This window comes from Nocardiopsis synnemataformans, assembly GCF_965343085.1.
GTDB lineage: Bacteria > Actinomycetota > Actinomycetes > Streptosporangiales > Streptosporangiaceae > Nocardiopsis > Nocardiopsis alborubida.
In genome coordinates, this window is sequence record NZ_CBDRFA010000008.1 from 53,767 (window position 1) to 72,943 (window position 19,177).

Consider the following 19,177-nt stretch of genomic DNA (forward strand, 5'->3'; position numbering starts at 1 on the left):
GTTCACGCCCTCACCCCCTCGACGGTTCGGGCGGTCTGGACGGTGTGCCACTGGCGGACCACGGCGGCCAGGTCGGTGAGGTCGTCGGACGGACGCGGGCGCGGGGTCGGGTGCGGCGCGGCCGGGGCGATGACGTGCAGGAGGTCGCCGCCGAGGTGGTCGGGGGCGGGGCGCTTGTCTGCTCGCGCCTGCTCCCATGCCCGGTAATAGGGCGGGATCAGGTCGCGTTCCGCAGGGGGTTCGACGGGCTGCGGGGGAAGGGGCGGCAGGTCCTGCCACTCCCAGCGGCGACGCACGGGCGGGCGGCGGCGCGGGGCTTGGGTTCGAGCGGGAGGCGGCGCGGACCGCGCGTGGCGGCCCTGGGCGGGCGGGGCTATCGCCCGCCACAGCATGACGAAGAACTGGATCAGGTAGCGCACGGAGCGACCTCCTGGTGACGAAGGGTGCCGCTGGGAAGGCGGCGAGGGAATCGAACACCCTCCATACTGAAACATGGAATACATGTTTGCAAGACCCTCAAGGAATACAGTCCCTGTATTCCATATTTGTCCGGTTTCACCTGGCCAGTCATACGATCAGGTACACCGGCCCACCAGGAGCAGCAGATGAGCGACCGATACAGCCCTACAGTGCGTCGACGCAGACTCTCCGAGGAGCTACGCCGTCTTCGCCACGAAGCCCGCAAGACACTGGAGGACGTCGTGGCGGCCACCGAGTGGTCGCGCGGCAAGATCGGCAACATCGAATCGGGTGAACGCCAGCGTCCGCAGGTCGCAGAGATCCGTACGCTCCTGGACGTGTATGAGGTCACCGACGACAAGACCCGCGAGGCAGTCCTGGACCTGTGCCGCCAGTCCCGCGAACGCGGGTGGTGGGTGCGCTACAAGGACGTGTTGTCGAGCAAGTTCGTCGGCTTCGAGGCTGAGGCGAGCGTGATCTGCAACTGGGAACTCGCGGTGATCCCGGGTCTGCTACAGGTACCGGAGTACACCGAACTGATCACCCGCACTGCGCTCGTCCGGGACAGCAAGGATGTTCAGAGGGTGGTCGACGCACGCATCAAGCGGCAGAACATCCTTCGCGAGGACCCGCCCGACGATGCCTGGTTCGTGTTCGACGAGACGGCACTCATGCGCCTCAGAGACCACCCGGAGACCCTGCGCAACCAGGTCGATTACCTGATCCAGGCTGCCGAGAACCCCTACATGACGATTCAGCTCGTGCCGCACGACCGCTTGCACCCTGGCACAGGCGGACCGTTCGTCATCATGGATTTCCCGAACATCGTCGATCCGACCGTCATCTTCCTGGAAACCGACACCGACGGCCTCTACCTGGAAGAACCTGACGAAGTCGCCCGGTACCGCACCCTGTTCGGCCACCTACGCCTCACGGCTCTCAAGCCGGAGGACACCATAGCCCGACTACGAGAAATGATTGCCTGAGATGAGCAGTTCGATTCCCGCTGACCTCTTCCGGAAGTCCTCCTACTCCCAGCCTCAGAACTGCGTAGAGGTAGCAGACCTGCCGACCGGGTCCGCCGTGCGAGACACCCAGAATCGAGAACAGGGGCACCTGATGTTCGCTGCTCGCGAGTGGGCTCACCTGGTGACCACGGTGAAGACTTCGCAAGGCTAGAGGCCAACAGCAGGGAAGCCCCGGCCATGAGGCCGGGGCTTCCCTGTGTTCGATTCCCGAGATCACTCTACCGCCCAGGGTTGTCGGACACTATCCGCCAGGACCGTATTGTCAGGTTCGCCGAGCCGTACCTGATGGCCGATCGCGGTCACAGTGAGCCCGAAGTGCTCCCGTCCCGACAGCTTCATCCGCCCCCAGGAGATGGAGCACCCCCGAGTAGGACCATCCTCGCGTGCACGGGGAGCGAAGGCTTCTTCGTCATCCTGGAGTTTCCCGAATCGGTCGACCCCACGGTGGTCTATTTGGAAACGGACACCGATGGAATCTACTTGGAGGAGCCCGACGAGATCGCCCGATACAGAACCCTGATGAACCACCTGCGCCTGGCCGCCCTCCGTCCCGGCGAGACGATCGAGACACGGTCACATCGGGTTCGTTGCCAGGCGGGTGGGCTCGTCGAGCCACACCTGCTGGCCCTCGGTGGTGGCTGTCAGCCCGAACCGGGCCCGGTCTGGCAGACCCCAGCCGACCCAGGTGAGATAGGCGTGCTCCAGTTCCTCCCACAGGGCCCGAGGCCCCTGCTGCTCGACGCCACACCGCGTGTACTGCGGATCGTAGGCCACGCGTGCGGCCGACCCGTTGCCGTCCCAGAGCCAGAGCTGGAACGTGCCCGCCTCGCCGTTCGCGCCATGCCCGAACAGACCCGGGAGCATTCCCGCGATGGCGACGTGCGCACCCGGGTCGGCACCGACAACGCGCCGCGGATCGAGCAACGTGGAACCTTCCCGCCAGTCGCCGCCCTCGTCGGCCGCTGGGGCGGGCGGGCGCTGGGAGCGCAGCATCATGTACGTGCTGCCGTTGGTGAACCGGCCGACCGCACAGCCTTCACCGATGACGGTGAGTCGGGTCTGGTGGCCATGGCCGAAGCCGGGCACCCATGGCAGAACGATGCGACCACCGGGCCGGGTCTGCGCGACCCAGGCGCGCGGGACGGTGCGGACGCCGCAGGTGACGTGTACACCGTCGTAGGGGGCCCCGTTCGCCCAGCCGTCCGTGCCATCACCGACGATGAGGGTCGGTGCCAGCTCGGCGCGCTCAAGGTTGGTGGCGGCGTCCTTGGCAACCTGGTCGTCGACCTCGATGGTGGTGACCGCCTCCGCTCCCAGCTCGGAGGTGAGTAGGGCGGCTGTCCATCCGGTGCCGGTGCCGATCTCCAGGATCTGGTCGCCCGGATAGGGGTCCAGCAGTTCCAGGAAGTCGACCACGATCCCGGGGGCCGACGCGGAACTGGTGTAGTCGCCGACGCCTGCGGATAGGTCGGAGGCGCCGTCGTCGAGCTGGGTGACGATGGCGGTGTCGGTGTACACGGCGGTGCGCCAGGTGTCGGGGTCGGCGTCACGGTCAATCGGGTACCGGTGTGAGCCGTCCACCGGCACGGCCACCGCGGCGGCCGGGATGAACAGCTCTCGGGGGACGGCGGCCAAGGCGGCGTGCCAGCGCCGGTCGGTCAGGTACCCCGACCGGCTCAGGTCGTCCGCGAGGGACTCGGGGCTCGTCATCCCTTGGGCTTCTCACGGGTGCCGCCGCCGGGTGTCGGGGAGTCCGGGGAGGGCGGTGCGGGCTCGAACGGCTTACTGGGCTTGGGCTGGCCCTCATGCTTGGCCATGGCACTCCTTCCACAGGGGAACAGCTCACACAGAGGGTAACCCTCCTGCGACTAGCTGACATGGGATCGGCCGGTCTCGAACAGCGCCGGTTGCGCGGTGCCGGGCCGGGGTAGCGCTGGCTCCCAGCCGTTCGTGTCTGCCGTCTCCCCTGTCGGCGACCGCAGCCTGGCCGTCGAAAATCTCCACGAGACCATCCCCGCGTGCGCGGGGAGCACGCGGCCCGCAGCTCGGCGCGGACGTAGACCATGGGACCATCCCCGCGTGCGCGGGGAGCACCCGAGCGCGGCGGCCCACCAGGCGTCGACCTGGGGACCATCCCCGCGTGCGCGGGGAGCACCACCTCCACCTGGGTGTCCACGCGATCCTCGACGGGACCATCCCCGCGTGCGCGGGGAGCACCTCCGGGTGCTCGATCTCGGCGACCTTGCACAGGGACCATCCCCGCGTGCGCGGGGAGCACAGTCCTCGCGGGGCACGACCACATTTCGACGCGGGACCATCCCCGCGTGCGCGGGGAGCACGCGTGCGGTCTACCACGCCCCCATCCTCCTGCGGGACCATCCCCGCGTGCGCGGGGAGCACGGTGGGCTACGGGTGACGTGGGACGGCACCTTGGGACCATCCCCGCGTGCGCGGGGAGCACGAGAACGTCACCGAGCTCGTGCCTGTGTCCCGGGGACCATCCCCGCGTGCGCGGGGAGCACCGAGCGGAGTTCCCCACCACTCCCGTCGACCAGGGGCCATCCCCGCGTGCGCGGGGAGCACCGGCATGGGCGGCCGGGGCCCATGCGGCACCCGGGACCATCCCCGCGTGCGCGGGGAGCACTCATCTCGACTGAGCCGCTCGTCGACGTCGACGGGACCATCCCCGCGTGCGCGGGGAGCACTCGGACAGGGTGACGTCCCAGGGCAGGCCGCTGGGACCATCCCCGCGTGCGCGGGGAGCACTTCCACTTGAACGTGCTCCCGTACTCTCCGACGGGACCATCCCCGCGTGCGCGGGGAGCACACCACCCGGTCGATCCGGGTGGCCCCGCTCGCGGGACCATCCCCGCGTGCGCGGGGAGCACGTGACCACGGGGTGAGCCCCGGTGGTGCCGGAGGGACCATCCCCGCGTGCGCGGGGAGCACCTACAGGCTTCTCGGCCAGTTCCACAAACGTGGGGACCATCCCCGCGTGCGCGGGGAGCACGCCGTGTGCCGCCGGGAGCTGAACCTCGACGAGGGACCATCCCCGCGTGCGCGGGGAGCACTACCGGCCCGACCAGGTGACCGACTGGTCGATGGGACCATCCCCGCGTGCGCGGGGAGCACTTGACGCCGGTCGACAGGAACGTCACCAGGCCGGGACCATCCCCGCGTGCGCGGGGAGCACGTGCTCTCGGGCCCGGCGGGCGCGCTCCTCCTGGGACCATCCCCGCGTGCGCGGGGAGCACAGTCGCTGAACTGGGAACTTACCAGCGGCAAGCAGCCAAATTTCCAACTTTTTGAGAAACAGACATTTCCCCCACAAGCCAGGTCTGAGCTAACCGATGATTTCACACACGGGCTCACACGTTCGCCCCGCCGAACAGGACCGCAACCAGCAGGTCACCCGCGCGTCCGCGCGTTCCCATCACCGATCAGGGAATCTGTTCACGGCCCTTCTTGAGTCCACCGCGTCACGGCGGTACGGAAGCGCACCACCGTGGGCGAGCACACTCTCAGCCCTTTTGCCGCCCCTGAGGCGATGGCCTTGGGCTGGGTCTACAGGCTGGACGTGTCCACCAGCTCGATGCCGATGGCGACCACGCCCAGGGCCTCACGCTCGGGCGGGTAGATCTCCCGGATGTTGTGGAGCTGGTCGGCCCTGGAAGCGGTCGGGTTCACCGAGGAGACTGGCTCATGGTCGAACATCTCGTCGAAGTCGGTGTACCGGGCCAGGCGGGTGATACGGGTCAAGACCTCATCGTCGCGGCAGCGGAACCGCAGCAGGTCCCCGACCTTGAGCCGCTGGCGAGAGGAGTCGTTGACCCGGATCTCCGTGGTCTTGCTTCCGGCCTTGATCAGGTCGAAGTAGCGCTTGTAGATGCCCATCTCGTGTGCCCGGGGGCGCTGATCGAGGTCGACGGGTCGGTTGGTCATGAGTCGTCCGAGTTCCTTGACGGTGAAGCTTCGGAAGAAGTGCTTCGGGTCGGTGAGCAGTTCGCCGACGAGCCACAGCAGCGCGTCAACGTAGTGGTCGGTACTGCCCGGCCTGTTTCGTTCCAGGTGTGATGAACCATCCCCGCGTACGCGGGGAGCACTCGTACACCTCGGTCCGCACCATGTGCGGCCGGGGACCATCCCCGCGTGCGCGGGGAGCACTCAGCGGCCTGGTTCTCGCCCCAACCACCCAGGGGACCATCCCCGCGTGCGCGGGGAGCACTCCCCCGGGGCCTCCTACCAGCACGCGAGGCGGGGACCATCCCCGCGTGCGCGGGGAGCACTTCGTGGTGGAGAAGGCGGCGTCCGCTACCCAGGGACCATCCCCGCGTGCGCGGGGAGCACGTGCGGGACTCCTCGGCCGACGGGTTGTAGTCGGGACCATCCCCGCGTGCGCGGGGAGCACCTTGACGCGGACGGGAATCCGGACGGCGAGGTGGGACCATCCCCGCGTGCGCGGGGAGCACCTGAGGCCGGGCGGCCAGGCCCTACAGCGCCCGGGACCATCCCCGCGTGCGCGGGGAGCACTGGTGCCCCGGACCCTGGTCGGGGCATTCCGGGGGACCATCCCCGCGTGCGCGGGGAGCACACCCCCGAGGAGGCGTAACCATGGCCCTGGGCGGGACCATCCCCGCGTGCGCGGGGAGCACAGCACGTCGGCAGCTTCCCGACGGGGAGCCGCGGGACCATCCCCGCGTGCGCGGGGAGCACCCCCGTATTCCTCGGCCACTGGGTCACCTCCTGGGACCATCCCCGCGTGCGCGGGGAGCACGACGCCCGCCGCGGCATCGAGCCCCCCAGCGGGGGACCATCCCCGCGTGCGCGGGGAGCACCCACCAGGTCGGCCAGCGGACCGCGTGGGGCCCGGGACCATCCCCGCGTGCGCGGGGAGCACTGAGGCACTGTCCGCCAGTTCCCTGACCTGGGGGGACCATCCCCGCGTGCGCGGGGAGCACTGCTGCGCACCCGCCTGCGCGACGCCCGCCCGGGGACCATCCCCGCGTGCGCGGGGAGCACCACGTCGCCGAGGCGCTCGTCGCCCTGGTGATGGGACCATCCCCGCGTGCGCGGGGAGCACACCCACAACGTCGCCGAGCTCATGCTCCCCGTGGGACCATCCCCGCGTGCGCGGGGAGCACGACGAGTCCCGGGACAGCTCCGGCATCGCGCGGGGACGGACCATCCCCGCGTGCGCGGGGAGCACTCATCGTCGCCCTGATCGGCACGCTCGCGACGGGGACCATCCCCGCGTGCGCGGGGAGCACCGCAATCGCCACGGGGGTCGACAACTACAACGAGGACCATCCCCGCGTGCGCGGGGAGCACTCGGTCGGCGACGCGGGGCCGCCGGGGCGCCGGGGACCATCCCCGCGTGCGCGGGGAGCACTCGTGGAAGGTCATGCTGTAGGGCTCGCGGACGGGACCATCCCCGCGTGCGCGGGAAGCACTGCGAGATGCCTGCGGAGGAAACCGAGTTGCAGGGACCATCCCCGCGTGCGCGGGGAGCACGCGCGCGCGACCGTCCGGGCCTGGCCGGTGGTGGGACCATCCCCGCGTGCGCGGGGAGCACTCGAATTCCGCGACGTCCATAAGCACGTTGCGGGGACCATCCCCGCGTGCGCGGGGAGCACTGACCGAACAGCAACACACGAGGGCCCGACCGGGGACCATCCCCGCGTGCGCGGGGAGCACCCGGCTTGGCCTCCTCGGGAACGTCCTTCTCCGGGACCATCCCCGCGTGCGCGGGGAGCACAAGGCGCCCAGCGCGTTCTACCGCGACCACGTGGGACCATCCCCGCGTGCGCGGGGAGCACTCGACCTTCCACTCCCGCTGGAGGTCGTGAAGCGGACCATCCCCGCGTGCGCGGGGAGCACCGCACAGGCATGCCGAGTCGGACAGCAGCTCGGGGACCATCCCCGCGTGCGCGGGGAGCACAAGGTGTGCGCCGTGTGCCGCCGGGAGCTGAACCTCGACGAGGGACCATCCCCGCGTGCGCGGGGAGCACGTAAGGTTCCCGTGAACGGTGATCTGAGGGCGGGGACCATCCCCGCGTGCGCGGGGAGCACCGCTTCCTGCCCATCCCGGGCAAGGGCTTCTTGGGACCATCCCCGCGTGCGCGGGGAGCACCCCAAGAGCAAGCCGCCGATCCCGGTGGAGAAGGGACCATCCCCGCGTGCGCGGGGAGCACCTGGACCCGTGGTCGCGCTTGGTCTCGATGTCGGGACCATCCCCGCGTGCGCGGGGAGCACAGTCACTGACCTGGAAACTTACCAGCGGCAAGCAGCCAAATTTCCAACTTCCCGAGAAACAGACATTCCACCCACAAAGCCAAGTCCGATCCAACCGATGGTTTCACACACGGGGCTCGCACACCCTCCCTGCTGAACAAGACCGCGACCACCGGGGCACCCGCGCGCGCCCGGCCCCGGAAGGCCGGACGCCTGCGGGTCCCGTCGAGCGCGGCGGCCGTCCAAGAGCGGGGTCTCACACCCCTCCGGCGCCACCAATGATGTGCGGGCGGGGCCTGGGCTCCTCCCCCTCCAGGGGCAGCTCGACCACGGGCACGTACCGGCCGACCGCCTCCCCGCCGTACTCGTCGCTGTAGCCGAGGATCCCGCCGCCCGCCCGGACCTCGTGGGCGCTGTTGAGCAGCATCAGCTGGGAGCCCACCTCCTCGGCGGTGGGCGGGCCGCCGCCCAGGTCCATCCCGTTGGTCATCCGCACGGCGCTGGCCGCCACGGTGAACGCGTCATGGTTGACCAGGGCGTATCCGTTGTTGAATACGGTGGGGTCGTCGCCTCCGATGTACTCGTGGAAGGCGTTCATGAAGGACGCGTAGTGCGGCGGCGCGTCCTCGGGGGCCTGTCCCGCGCTCCAGCGCGGGTCGACTGCCGAGGCGTACACCAGGGTGATGTCCCCGTCGTCCAGATATCCCATCATCTCCTCGTCGTCCAGGACGGTCAGGCCGATGGCGGCGAACAGCACCCGGAACGGGCGGGCCTGGCACCCCCGGCTGGCGAGGGAGGCGAGGAACTCCTTGAGGTCCGGGGCGCGTCCGGCGAAGAGCACCGTGTCGGTGTCCGAGGCGCACACGTTGAGGGTCACCGTTTTGAACAGGCCCGCGTGGGGCGGATCGCCCACGGTCGTGCCGGTGTACTCCTGGGGGTGCCCGGTGATGTAGACGCCGAGCTGGTTCTCGTAGGCCTCGCGCAGGGAGGCGACGAACAGGTCGGGCTCGTTGGCGTCGTAGACCAGGCTCGCCCTGGGCATCTCCTCCAGGCCGTCGAGATAGGCACGCAGCGCCCGCACGTACTCGGTGTTGCTGGGCGCGACGCGCATCAGGCCCGGCGTCTCCGGGTGGGCCAGGCCGTCGGCGGTGACCGCGGCGGAGACCATGGGGATGCCGTGCACGTCGAGGCGGGCGGCCACGTCCCGGGTGGAGCTGACGCTCACCCCCATGCCGATGACCGCGACGAGGGGGTTCTCCTCGTCCCCGGCCATGGCGACGAGTTCGTCCACCACCGGCTCCCAGCTCTCCTGCTGCCCGCCCATGTTGGCCAGGTGGAGCTGGATCGCCGGGCTCTGGTCACCGAAGTGGGGGGTGTGGTTGGCCCGCATCTGGGCGGTGTGGGCGCCCTCCAGGGACCTGACCATGCGGACGGGGTCCATGGGACTGACGTCGCCGAAGGTGAGCGTGCCCAGGAAGGCGATCCGGACGACGTGCCCGTCGGCCTCCTCCTCCACCCGGGCGTTCTCCCGGGCGATGGCGGCCTGCACCTCGGCGTACTCCTCGTGGTAGACGTACGACCCGTCGGTGACGCCCACGCACTGCCCCTCGGACAGGCGCACGCCGCTTCCGGGCCCGCCGCAGGTGAACACGTCCCAGTAGAGGGCGACCGGGACCAGCAGCAGGAGCGCCAGTGCAGGGACGACCAGCTTCCACCACCGCCGCAGCCACCTGCGAACGAGGGAACTCGGCCTGCCGGGCACGTGCGGTGACGGGGGCGCTTCGTGGGGGCCGGTCATGGTCGTCCCTTCTGTGACGGGCGGTCGCTCATGCCTTGGCGCCGAACTTGGCGACCAGCCGCAGGTGCCACGCCGCCTCGTCGAAGATGTGCGCCGCTCCCCTCGGCGCCCGTCCGGCGAGGTCGTTCAGCGCCATGTGACAGACCGAGTGCAGCGCCCCGGAGCGGAAGAGGTCGGGGTCGTTGAGGATCTGGCGGGCCGCGACGAGCTTGAGGACGGTCTCGGTCTCCTCCGCGCCCTCCGGAGCCGCGTGCCGCTGCCAGGTGTGCGTCCACGCGTCCAGGAGCGGGAACGACGGGCGGACCCGCAGGGGCGCCGCGGTAACTCCCCGCAGCAGGCGGACCCACTCCTCGCCGCCGATGTCGGGCGCCCTCAGCCAGCCCTGGAGGTGCCAGGCCACGCGGTCGAGCTGCCCCGCGCAGAGGCGGTGGTAGATCGCGCATTCGGCGGAGCGCCGGTTGTCGGACTCCCCGCTCTCGTAGTGGTCGGCGAGCCTGCGGTGGACGGCGTCCCAGTTCCCCGGGGCCCCGCTCGGGCGCCGGGCCAGGCTGCGGGACAGCAGGCGACGCAGCACGGTGGTCGCCTCCGGGGCCGTCCGGTCCCACAGCGGGTGGTCGAGGAGGCGCTCCTCCTCGACACGTTCGGTGAGCTCGCCCGACCGATTCAGCCACAGCCCCGCGTCGGGGTCCCTGGCGGCGGAGCAGGTGACCAGCGCCTCCCGGAGGCGCTGGTCGAGGCGGTCCGGATCAACGCCCAGGGCCGTGGTGAGCATGCCCTCCTCGACGGTCACGGCGGACTCCAGCCTGGTGACCGGGTCGACGGGGCGGTGGGCGAGCGCGGCGTGCAGGCTGGTGCCCCGGACCGCGACCCAGGCGTCGGCGAGCTGGGCGGTGGTACCGGCGTGCCCTCCGGTGAAGTCCGCGAGGAGGTCGACGATCTCGTTCGAGACGTGGCCGCTGCCCTTGGCCCGGGAGCGGGCGCGCGAGAACAGCTCACCGATGGCGCGCCGGTCCAGCGGGGCCAGGGACGAGAACCGCATGTACTGCCGGGTGTCCTCGTAGAACCGTTCGAGGGGTACCCCGTCGACCGTCTCGGCCGCGGTAGCGACGACGGTGAGCGGCTCCGGGAAGCCGACGCCGCCGAAGAACGCGGCCCTGGTGAAGGGCGCCGGCACCTCGGCCAGGGACCTCAGGAGCACGGGCCCCACACCCCGGTCGGCGTTGTCCAGCAGCAGGACCGGGGTGGGCTGGTAGCCCACGCGCCTGGCCGCGTGCTGGAGGTCGGTGAACAGGGCCTCGCTCAGGAAGCGGCCCACCTTCTCCCGGTTGGAGATGCGGGACACGGCGTCCACGGCGTCGGGCTCGCGCGCCTGGAGCCACAGGTGGTACAGGGAGTCGGCCACCTGTTCCCGGGCCTGCCCGCCCTGGCCTTGGGCGCGCATCCACTCGAAGACGCGCTCCAGGACGCGGACGCCCACGCCCGACACCGCGGCGGCCCACCTGGCGAGGTCGACGGGCAACGGGTCGACGCCGACCAGCTCGGCGGGCGGGATGAGGTCGCCCGCCTCACTCAGGAACCTGCTCAGCCTCCCCATACCGCTGGGCCACACCTGGTCCACCAGGGCGGTGATCTCGGCGTGCGCCCGGTCGTTGCGGCTCCTGATGTCGCCCTCGTCGCCCGACTCCCCGTCGGGGTCAATTTCCAGGCGGACGGTGATCAGGCTGATCCAGAGCCGGGGGAACTGGAGGCGCCCGTAGTACCTCAGGGCTCGGGCGAGCCCCTTCTCCTGGTGGGAGGAGATCGCGGCGAAGGCGTCGGGGACGCTGGAGTGGTATCTGGCGTCGGCGAGGTCGAGGTGGGCGTAGGGGACGCCGAGCCTTTCCAGTTCCCGCGCCTTGTGCAGGACGAAGTGGGACTTGCCGTATCCCCGGGGTCCCTGGACGAGCAGGATGGGACGCCTGCGGCCCGGAGGACCGGACCACCCCGGGTCCACGAGCTCCTTGTAGCAGACGGCCTGCGCTTCCTGCCCGACCGGCGTCTCATGACCGTCCGGCACCTGCGCGCCACTTGACACGACCCGATGGCCTCCGTTCTCCGCACTCGTTCCGATCCACCACCGACATATGATGCACGCCCTGCTCAGATTTATGGCTGCAAACTTTTTTTGTGACGTACGCGTTATGAGGATCCTCCTCATATGAGCGTTCTGATCTCTCGTGTGAAATTTGCTATTGGTGTTGCTGATGTTACTGGTGTTACTCGTGAGGCGTTCCCGGGAATGAGAAAACGGCGCTTCCCGGAGTTGTCCACAGGAGGAGAAAGCACCTACCGCCGCGGCGGCGGTCCTGTTTTCATGAAGGGGACAGAACGAGAACCGCTGATCCGACGATCCGAACGGAGGGCTCCGTGACCGGGACGGCGACCACCCCCCGCGCACACGCCACCACCCCGGGCCCACGTCCGCGCGTGCCCGAACCCGGGACGCCGGACGCCCGCGGGCCCTGGCGCTACCTGTGGTGGCTCATCGCCTCCCAGCCGTGGAGGGTCCTGGCCGGGGCCTTCTGGGCAACCGTCTGGATGATCGGCCTCATGGTGATGCCCTACCTCCTCTCCCGCGCCGTCGACGACGGCCTGCGGGCCGGGGACCGGGGCGCCCTGCTGCTGTGGGCGGGTGCGCTGGCGGGCGCGGGGGTCTTCACCGCTGCCGTGTCGATCATGCGGCACCGCACCATGACGCTCGTGCGGATGGACGCCTCTCTGCGGACCATGCGCGTGGTGGCCAGACACGCGGCCCGGCTGGGCGCGGCGCTGCCCCGGCGGCTCTCCTCCGGGGAGCTGTCCACCGTCCAGGTGCTGGACGTGGGCCGGATCGCGCAGACGCTCACCATGACCGGGCCGGGGGTCGGCTCGGTGATCGCCTACGCCTCGGTCGCCGTCCTCCTCCTGACCGTGTCACCCCTGTTGGCGGCGGTCGTGCTGATCGGCGTGCCGCTGCTCGCCCTGACCGTGGGGCCGTTGCTGCACGGTCTGCGCGGCGGGCAGAACGGCTACCGGGAACGGGAGGGGCGCCTGACCACCCTGGCGGGCGACATCGTGGCCGGGCTGCGCGTGCTGTCCGGCATCGGCGGCAGGGACCGGTTCGCCGCCCGGTACCGGGAGCGCTCGGCTTCGCTGCTGCGCCAGGGGTACCGGCTCGGCGCGACCAGCAGCTGGTTCGAGGCGGTCAGCTCCTGCCTGCCGGTGGTCTTCCTGGCAGCCGTCACCTGGATCGCCGCCCGGCTCGCGGTGGCCGGGGATATCACCGTGGGGGAGGTGGTCGCCGTGTACGGCTACGTCGCCGTCCTCATCCTCCCGGTGTTCTTCCTGGTCGAGGCGGCCAGCGACCTCACCCACGGCCACGTGTCGCTGGAGCGGGTGGTGCGGCTGCTGCGGTCCGGGCCCGCGCTGTCGGAGGGCGGCGGCGCGGCGCCTCCGAAGGGACCCGCCGAACTCCTGGACCCCGAGAGCGGAACGCGGGTGCCGCCGGGGTCGATGACCGCCCTGGTGTCGCTCCGGCCCGGGGACGCGGCCCTGGTCGTGGAGCGCCTGGGCCGCTACACCGACTCCGACGCCTCCTGGGGCGGGGTGCCGCTGCGCGACATGGACGTGGACCGGGTGCGCGACCGCGTCCTGGTCGGCGACAGCGATGCGTACCTGTTCGCCGGTCCGCTGCGCGAGGTGGTCGCGGTGCACGGCGGCCGGACCGACGAGGAGGTCACGGGGGCGTTGCGGACGGCCGGGGCGCTGGACGTGGTCTCGTCCCTGCCCGACGGGCTGGACTCGGCGGTGGAGGAGCAGGGCCGCAACCTGTCCGGCGGGCAGCGCCAGCGGGTGCGGCTGGCCCGCGCGGTTCTGGCCGAACCGGAGGTGCTGCTGCTGGTCGAGCCCACCTCGGCGGTGGACGCGCACACCGAGGCGCTGGTCGCGGCCCGGCTGCACGAGGCACGCAGAGGGCTCACCACCGTGGTCGCGGGCACCTCGCCGTTGCTGCTGGCGTGGGCGGACCGGGTGGTGCTGCTGGACGGGGGGCGGGCGGTGGCGGTGGGCACGCACGGGGAGTTGGTCGCCACGCGGCCTGACTACCGGGCGCTGGTCCTGCGCGGAGCGGACGAGGGGAGCCGGTCGTGAGCACGGGGACAGGGGAGAGCGCGGGGACCGAGGAGAGCACAGGTGCCGGAGAAGGAACGGAGGTCGGCCGAAGCGCAGGGACCACCGAGAGGACCGACACCGGCGTGAGCACAGGAGCCGAGGCGAGCACGGAAACCAGCGTGAGCACAAGAGCCGAGGCGAGCACGGGAACCGGCGGGAACACCGGCGGCGGGAACACCGGCGGGCAGAGAACGCACACCGGGGAGGAGGAGCGGCTGCCGGTGGCGGAGCCCGCCCAGGCGCGCCGGGACGCCTGGCGGCTGGTGTCAGCCGACCGCGCGGGGCTGACCGCGACGCTCGCGCTGACCTGCCTGGCCAGTGCGGCCGGGCTGGCCGGACCCTATCTGCTGGGCCGGATCATCGACCTCCTGGAGGCCGGGAGGGCCACCGTCGCGGCGGTCGACGGGCTGGCCGCCGCCGTCCTGGCCTGCGCGCTGGCACAGCTGGTGCTGACCCGGTACGCGCGGCTGGGCGCGTTCCGCTTCGGGGAGCGGGCGCTGGCGCGGCTGCGCGAGGAGTTCGTGGACCGGGCCCTGGCCCTGCCCGCCCGCGTGGTGGAGCGGTCCGGCACCGGGGACCTCACCAACCGGGCGTCCGGCGACATGGGGGTGATCGCGACGACCCTGCGCGGCGCCGTCCCCGACGTGTTCCCCGCCCTGTTACAGATCCTCTTCCTGCTGGCCGCGGTGTTCTGGCTCAGTCCGTCTCTGGGCGTGCTGGTCCTGGTGGGCGTGCCCCCGGTCTGGTGGGCGCTGCACTGGTACCTGCGCCGGTCGCGCGCCGCCTACCTGGCGGAGGGGACGGCCGCCTCGACCGCGCTGGCGGGGGTGACCGCCACCGCTGAGGGCGGCCGCACCGTGGAGGCGCTGGGGCTGCGCCGGGAACGGGTGGCTCGTACCGACCACGACACCCTGGAGCTGTACGGGACGCGACGGCGCACCCTGCGCCTGCGGTCGGTGCTGTTCCCCGTCGCCGAAGCCGCGTTCTCCCTGCCCGCCGTGGTGGTGCTGCTCTACGGCGGCCTGCTCCACCTGGAGGGCGGAATGAGCCTGGGGGTGGTGGTGGCCTGCTGCCTCTACATGCGGCAGATGGAGGAGCCCGCCAGCGGGATCATGTACTGGGTGGAGCAGTTGCAACGGGGCGGTGCGTCGTTCGCTCGGGTGCGCGGCGTGGGGCGGGTGACGGCTCCGGCCGGCGCGGCCCCGACACCCGTCGACGACCGGATCGAGGTCCGCGGCGCCCGCTACGCCTACGTGGCGGGCACGGACGTCCTGCGCGGGATCGATCTGACGGTGCGGCCCGGCGAGCGGCTGGCGGTCGTGGGTCCCTCGGGAGCGGGCAAGACCACGCTGGGCCGGCTGCTGGCCGGAGTGGACGCGCCGGATTCGGGGAGCGTGCTGGTGGGCGGGGTTCCCGTGGCCGATCTGGGCCCGGAGGAGCTGCGCCGCCGCATCGTCCTGGTCAACCAGGAGCACCACGTGTTCGCGGGGACGCTGCGCGAGAACCTGGCCCTGGCCTCCGAGAAAGCTGACGACACCGCTCTGCTGTCCGCGCTGGAGGCGGTGGACGCGGACTGGCTACGGGAGCTACCGGAGGGCCTGGACACCCCGCTGGGCGCGGGCGGCACGGCGCTGGACGCCGCCGGAGCACAGCAGCTGGCCCTGGCTCGGGTGGTGCTGGCCGACCCGCACACGGTGGTGCTCGACGAGGCCACCTCGCTGCTGGACCCCACCACCGCCCGGGCCGCGGAGCGGTCCCTCGCGGCGGTGCTGGAGGGCAGGACGGTGATCGCGATCGCCCACCGGCTGCACACCGCGCACGACGCCGACCGGGTGGCGGTGGTGGAGGACGGCCGGATCACCGAACTGGGCACCCACGACGAACTGGTGGGCGCGGGAGGCGCCTACGCGGCCCTGTGGAGATCCTGGCACGGCACCGCCTGAGCCCCCCGGACGCGGGGCACGTGGAGGCCATGGTGGGACGACGCCGTGCGGCTCTCCCTCAGTTCACAGTTTGAAGACCACCACGCGGTCACCGCACAGTTGGTCCATGTCGTCCTTGTCGGAGGTGAAGACGGTGACGGGCTCCTGCTGGCGCAGGGCGATCGCGGCGAGAACGGCGTCGATCGCGTACTTGTGCCCGTGCAGTCCCGCGGACCTCAACAACTGGATCGCGTCGTTGGCGATCTCCTCGGTCACCGGCTCCACGTGGATACGGGACAGAGTCCACTCCCAGGCAGCCTGACGGGCTCTCATGTCATACGCCTCGATCAGCGTCATGGCCGTGGTCATGACCCTGATGCCCGCCCGGTTCGCATCCTTGAGCCGAGCGCCCATACGCCGCTCTCCCCCTGCGGCCCGGGACAGCGCCTCGCTGTCGAGGAGGTAGATCTGTTGGACGTTCATCCAGCCTTCTGAAGAGGGTCGCGTTTCCGGGCGATTTCGGCATGGCGGCGCTCGATCTCACGGCGCTCCGCCTCGGCCTCAGCGAGTTCCTCATCAGTGATGGCCCCGTACTCGGACTCCCACCACTCGACGTACTCGTGGAGCCGGTCGCGCTCGTGCTGACGCTCGACGGCCTGAGTGACGTAGCGGCTGAACCCACCGGGACCCACCTCCGTGCGAATGGCCTCGGCCAGTTCCTCCGGAAGGGTCACCGTGTACTTCTTTGTTGCCATACCACTGACCATACCTCGCACTCCGGAAGTTGCCGGTTACTTTTTCATGAGCCTAACGAGAGCGAGTTCCTCACCGTTGGGGTTTCCGAGAATTCCCGGACGCGGGGCACTTCGCGGTCAGACGGGGTGGCGCGCCGTGCGCGCGCAGGCGGGGCGGCGCACCGGTGTCGGCCAGCAGTCGGGACGCCTCGTCCGGGATCGGAACGTCCATGTCAGTCGAGGACGCTCCTTCCGGCGCGGGCGCGGGCGAACACCAGGCGGAAGGAGAAAAAGGCGGCCGTGAACCAGGCCAGGGCCGCCAGCACCATCGCCCCCAGCGCCGCCAGGACCTGGACGGCGGTGCCGCCGCCCTCCACCAGCCGGACCGCCTCCAGCCCGTGGGTGGCGGGCACCGCCTGGGCCGCCCACCGGACCGGCGCGGGCCAGTACTCCAGCGGCACCATCGCCCCGCAGAACGCGGTGACGTAGAGGGTGGCGATCGTGCTGATGACGTTGCGCGCCTCGGAGAAGACCAGCGCGACCGACCCCAGGAACAGGGTCATGCAGTAACTGCTCAGCGCGGTCAGCGCCGCGACGCCCACCAGGACCGGCACCTGCCAAGGCTCCCAGGTCACCCCGAAGAAGGGCGGTACGGCCAGCAGGGCGATCGACGTGGTGACGGTCGCCGAGGCGGGCCACTGGAGGCTGCGGCCGAAGAAGAACAGGCCGGGCTCGATCGGGGAGGCCGCCAGCAGACCCAGCGTTCCCTGGTGCTTGTCCCAGCAGGTCGAGGCGGTGGCCAGCATCGTCTCGGCCACGCAGATGAGCACCGCGGCGCCGAGAACGACGTAGGCGGTGAACTCGGGGTCGCCGACCAGGACCCCGACCAGGCTGTAGAAGACAACCTGGGTCAGTAACCGGACCAGCCATCCGAAGAGCCAGGTCCGCCAGGTGTAGACGAAGGACATGTCGGCGCGGGCCAGGACGGCGGCCCGGCGGACCGTGGTGGCGGCGTGTGCGATCACGGCTTCCCCTCAGATCCGGGTCAGGGTTCCCTCGGCGCGGGCGCGCCGGAGGAAGCGGACGAGGGTGGCCGAGCCGAAGGCCAGGGCCAGGGCGCCCAGGAGCACCACCGCGGCCAGCCGCGGCGCGGCCGACTCCACCGGTTCGGGTGCGAGCGCGTCGCGCAGCAGGTCCGCGCCCCAGGAGAGGTAGAGCACCCGGCTCAGGCCCTCCAGCCAGCCGGGGAAGAGCGCGACCGGGACCATCACGCCGCTGAGCAGGAACACCGGCATGGACAGGGTGTTCTGCACGATCCGGGCCCCGGGCGCGGCGATGAACAGCGCCGAGAGCGCCGTCGCCGTGGCCGCGGTGGACAGGGCGGTCGCCACGATCGCCAGCACGAACACCACCGGGTGGTGGACCGTGACCCAGAAGCCGAAGAGCAGCCCGGCCACCCCGATGGACAGCGCGAACGCCGGAACGGAGACCAGCATGGCGCCGCACAGGCGGCCGAAGAGCAGCATCGGGACGGACACCGGCGAGGCCACCAGGGGCTCCAGGCGGCCGTTGTCCCGGTCGTCGCTGATCATCTCCCCGGCGAACATCAGCGCCGCGGTCCACAGGGTCATCAGCGTGGGCGCGACCACCGTGTAGGAGGCCAGGTCCGCGCGGCCGGAGTAGAGGACCATCGACAGGAAGACGACGGTGAAGAAGGGCGCTCCGACCAGGGCGAAGTAGCTGTCCACGCTCCTGGCCAGCCGCCGGGTCTGGAAGGAGAAGCCCAGGCCGAAGCCGAGCGCGAGGGGCCTCACGTGTCCACCGCCATCCCCCGGTCGCCGACCAGGTGCAGGTAGACCTCCTCCAGGCTGGGGCGGCTCCGGGACACGTCGCCGACCCCGGCGTCCACCAGGGCGCGCAGCACGGCGAGCGTGGCGTCGGGGTCGTCGGTCTCCACGCGGGTCCCGACGGCGTCCACCTCACGGACCGACACCACGCCGGGCAGGGCCGCCAGCCGCTCCCGGAGGGGGCCGGGCACGCCGCGGGCGTCCACCCGCTCGTAGGAGGAGACCAGGCGGCCGACGGTCTCGGGGCTCTCGGTGAGCACCAGGCCGCCCTGGTCGATGAGGGACACCCGGTCGCTGAGCGCCGCCGCCTCGGCCATGTCGTGGGTGGTCATGAGGATGGTGCGTCCGCCGCTGCGCAGTTCCGCGACCAGCGCGCGGAAGTCGCGGGCGGCCACCGGGTCCATGCCGACCGTGGGTTCGTCCAGGATGAGCACGCCGGGGTCGGAGACCAGGCCGCGCGCCAGGTGGAGGCGCTGCTTCATGCCCCGGGAGAAGGCGCCGACGCGCTCGTCCGCCCGGTCGGCCAGGCCCATCCGCTCCAGGAGTTCGTCCACCCGGCCGCGCCGTCGGACGCCCCGGAGTCCGTACACCCCGGCCCAGAAGGTGAGGTTCTGCCGCGCGGTGAGCCGGTCGTAGGCGCCCTTGTCGCCGCCGAACACGATGCCCAGGGAGTTCTTCACCCTCGCGGTGTCGGTGACCACGTCGTGGCCGAGCACCCGGACGGTGCCGGAGGTGGGCAGCAGCACGGTGGAGACGATCTTGCACAGCGTGGTCTTGCCCGCGCCGTTGGGGCCGAGTAGGCCGTGCACCTCGCCCTCGGGGACCTCCAGGCTGACGCCGCGCAGCGCCTCCAGCTCCTCACCTCCCCCGCGCCGGTAGACACGTCTGAGGTTCGTGATCTCCAGGGCACTCACGTGCGCTGACCTCCGGGGGGAGTGGGGGCCGTGGGGAAGCGCGCGACACCGGGTAC

14 protein-coding genes, 1 pseudogene and 2 CRISPR repeat arrays are annotated in these 19,177 nt (G+C 71.2%); of the genes and pseudogenes, 5 read left to right on the top strand and 10 right to left on the bottom strand.

All coding sequences use genetic code 11. The features are described from left to right. Positions 1-2: 2 nt before the first annotated feature. Entirely contained in the window at positions 3-419 is a 417-nt protein-coding gene (locus ACSIH6_RS06285; RefSeq protein ID WP_435107272.1) for a hypothetical protein, read from the bottom strand. A 186-nt stretch (positions 420-605) separates the two neighbouring features. On the opposite strand from ACSIH6_RS06285, the gene ACSIH6_RS06290 reads away from it, so the two are divergent. From ACSIH6_RS06290 to ACSIH6_RS06300, 3 genes and pseudogenes are all read left to right on the top strand, one after another. Further along, complete coding sequence (locus tag ACSIH6_RS06290) at positions 606-1,445, top strand: helix-turn-helix domain-containing protein (RefSeq protein WP_435107273.1); 840 nt, start codon at positions 606-608, stop codon at positions 1,443-1,445. Between the two features lies 1 nt (position 1,446). After that, positions 1,447-1,638: a DUF397 domain-containing protein gene (locus ACSIH6_RS06295; RefSeq protein ID WP_435107274.1), complete on the top strand. Its 192-nt coding sequence runs from the start codon at positions 1,447-1,449 to the stop codon at positions 1,636-1,638. 239 nt (positions 1,639-1,877) lie between these two features. After that, a pseudogene (locus tag ACSIH6_RS06300) lies at positions 1,878-2,054 on the top strand (Scr1 family TA system antitoxin-like transcriptional regulator); the annotation flags it as partial. A 6-nt stretch (positions 2,055-2,060) separates the two neighbouring features. Here the strand turns inward: ACSIH6_RS06300 and ACSIH6_RS06305 are convergent. From ACSIH6_RS06305 to ACSIH6_RS06320, 4 genes are all read right to left on the bottom strand, one after another. Continuing rightward, on the bottom strand, positions 2,061-3,197 hold the full coding sequence (locus ACSIH6_RS06305) for a methyltransferase domain-containing protein (protein ID WP_435107276.1): 1,137 nt from the start codon (positions 3,195-3,197) through the stop codon (positions 2,061-2,063). Positions 3,198-3,491: 294 nt separating this feature from the next. Next, positions 3,492-4,742: a CRISPR direct-repeat array (repeat unit 29 nt; unit sequence GGGACCATCCCCGCGTGCGCGGGGAGCAC). Between the two features lie 309 nt (positions 4,743-5,051). Then, positions 5,052-5,429 carry an ASCH domain-containing protein gene (locus ACSIH6_RS06310; RefSeq protein ID WP_435107277.1) on the bottom strand — a complete coding sequence of 126 codons (378 nt, stop codon included), beginning with the start codon at positions 5,427-5,429 and terminating at the stop codon, positions 5,052-5,054. Positions 5,430-5,561: 132 nt separating this feature from the next. Continuing rightward, positions 5,562-7,739: a CRISPR direct-repeat array (repeat unit 29 nt; unit sequence GGGACCATCCCCGCGTGCGCGGGGAGCAC). 235 nt (positions 7,740-7,974) lie between these two features. Next, on the bottom strand, positions 7,975-9,516 hold the full coding sequence (locus ACSIH6_RS06315; protein WP_435107278.1) for an ABC transporter substrate-binding protein: 1,542 nt from the start codon (positions 9,514-9,516) through the stop codon (positions 7,975-7,977). Between the two features lie 28 nt (positions 9,517-9,544). After that, positions 9,545-11,590, bottom strand: coding sequence for a hypothetical protein (locus tag ACSIH6_RS06320; protein WP_435107279.1), 2,046 nt, complete (start codon positions 11,588-11,590; stop codon positions 9,545-9,547). Between the two features lie 332 nt (positions 11,591-11,922). On the opposite strand from ACSIH6_RS06320, the gene ACSIH6_RS06325 reads away from it, so the two are divergent. Together ACSIH6_RS06325 and ACSIH6_RS06330 are read left to right on the top strand one after the other, a co-directional pair. Continuing rightward, positions 11,923-13,683 (top strand): ABC transporter ATP-binding protein, encoded by a 1,761-nt coding sequence (locus ACSIH6_RS06325; protein ID WP_435107280.1) that lies wholly within the window; start codon positions 11,923-11,925, stop codon positions 13,681-13,683. A gap of 236 nt (positions 13,684-13,919) precedes the next feature. After that, a complete protein-coding gene (locus ACSIH6_RS06330) occupies positions 13,920-15,647 on the top strand; it encodes an ABC transporter ATP-binding protein (RefSeq protein WP_435107391.1) in 1,728 nt (575 codons plus the stop codon). 63 nt (positions 15,648-15,710) lie between these two features. Here the strand turns inward: ACSIH6_RS06330 and ACSIH6_RS06335 are convergent, their stop codons facing one another. From ACSIH6_RS06335 to ACSIH6_RS06355, 5 genes are all read right to left on the bottom strand, one after another. After that, positions 15,711-16,109 carry a type II toxin-antitoxin system VapC family toxin gene (locus ACSIH6_RS06335; RefSeq protein ID WP_435107281.1) on the bottom strand — a complete coding sequence of 133 codons (399 nt, stop codon included), beginning with the start codon at positions 16,107-16,109 and terminating at the stop codon, positions 15,711-15,713. Further along, positions 16,106-16,381, bottom strand: coding sequence for a hypothetical protein (locus ACSIH6_RS06340; protein WP_061082166.1), 276 nt, complete (start codon positions 16,379-16,381; stop codon positions 16,106-16,108). Before ACSIH6_RS06340 ends, ACSIH6_RS06335 begins: the two co-directional genes overlap by 4 nt. Before the next feature lie 212 nt (positions 16,382-16,593). Further along, a complete protein-coding gene (locus tag ACSIH6_RS06345) occupies positions 16,594-17,385 on the bottom strand; it encodes an ABC transporter permease (RefSeq protein ID WP_435107283.1) in 792 nt (263 codons plus the stop codon). A 9-nt stretch (positions 17,386-17,394) separates the two neighbouring features. After that, positions 17,395-18,174 (bottom strand): ABC transporter permease, encoded by a 780-nt coding sequence (locus tag ACSIH6_RS06350; protein ID WP_435107284.1) that lies wholly within the window; start codon positions 18,172-18,174, stop codon positions 17,395-17,397. Beyond that, positions 18,171-19,121 (bottom strand): ABC transporter ATP-binding protein, encoded by a 951-nt coding sequence (locus tag ACSIH6_RS06355; protein WP_435107285.1) that lies wholly within the window; start codon positions 19,119-19,121, stop codon positions 18,171-18,173. The genes ACSIH6_RS06350 and ACSIH6_RS06355 overlap by 4 nt, the downstream gene beginning before the upstream one ends. Positions 19,122-19,177 lie beyond the last annotated feature (56 nt).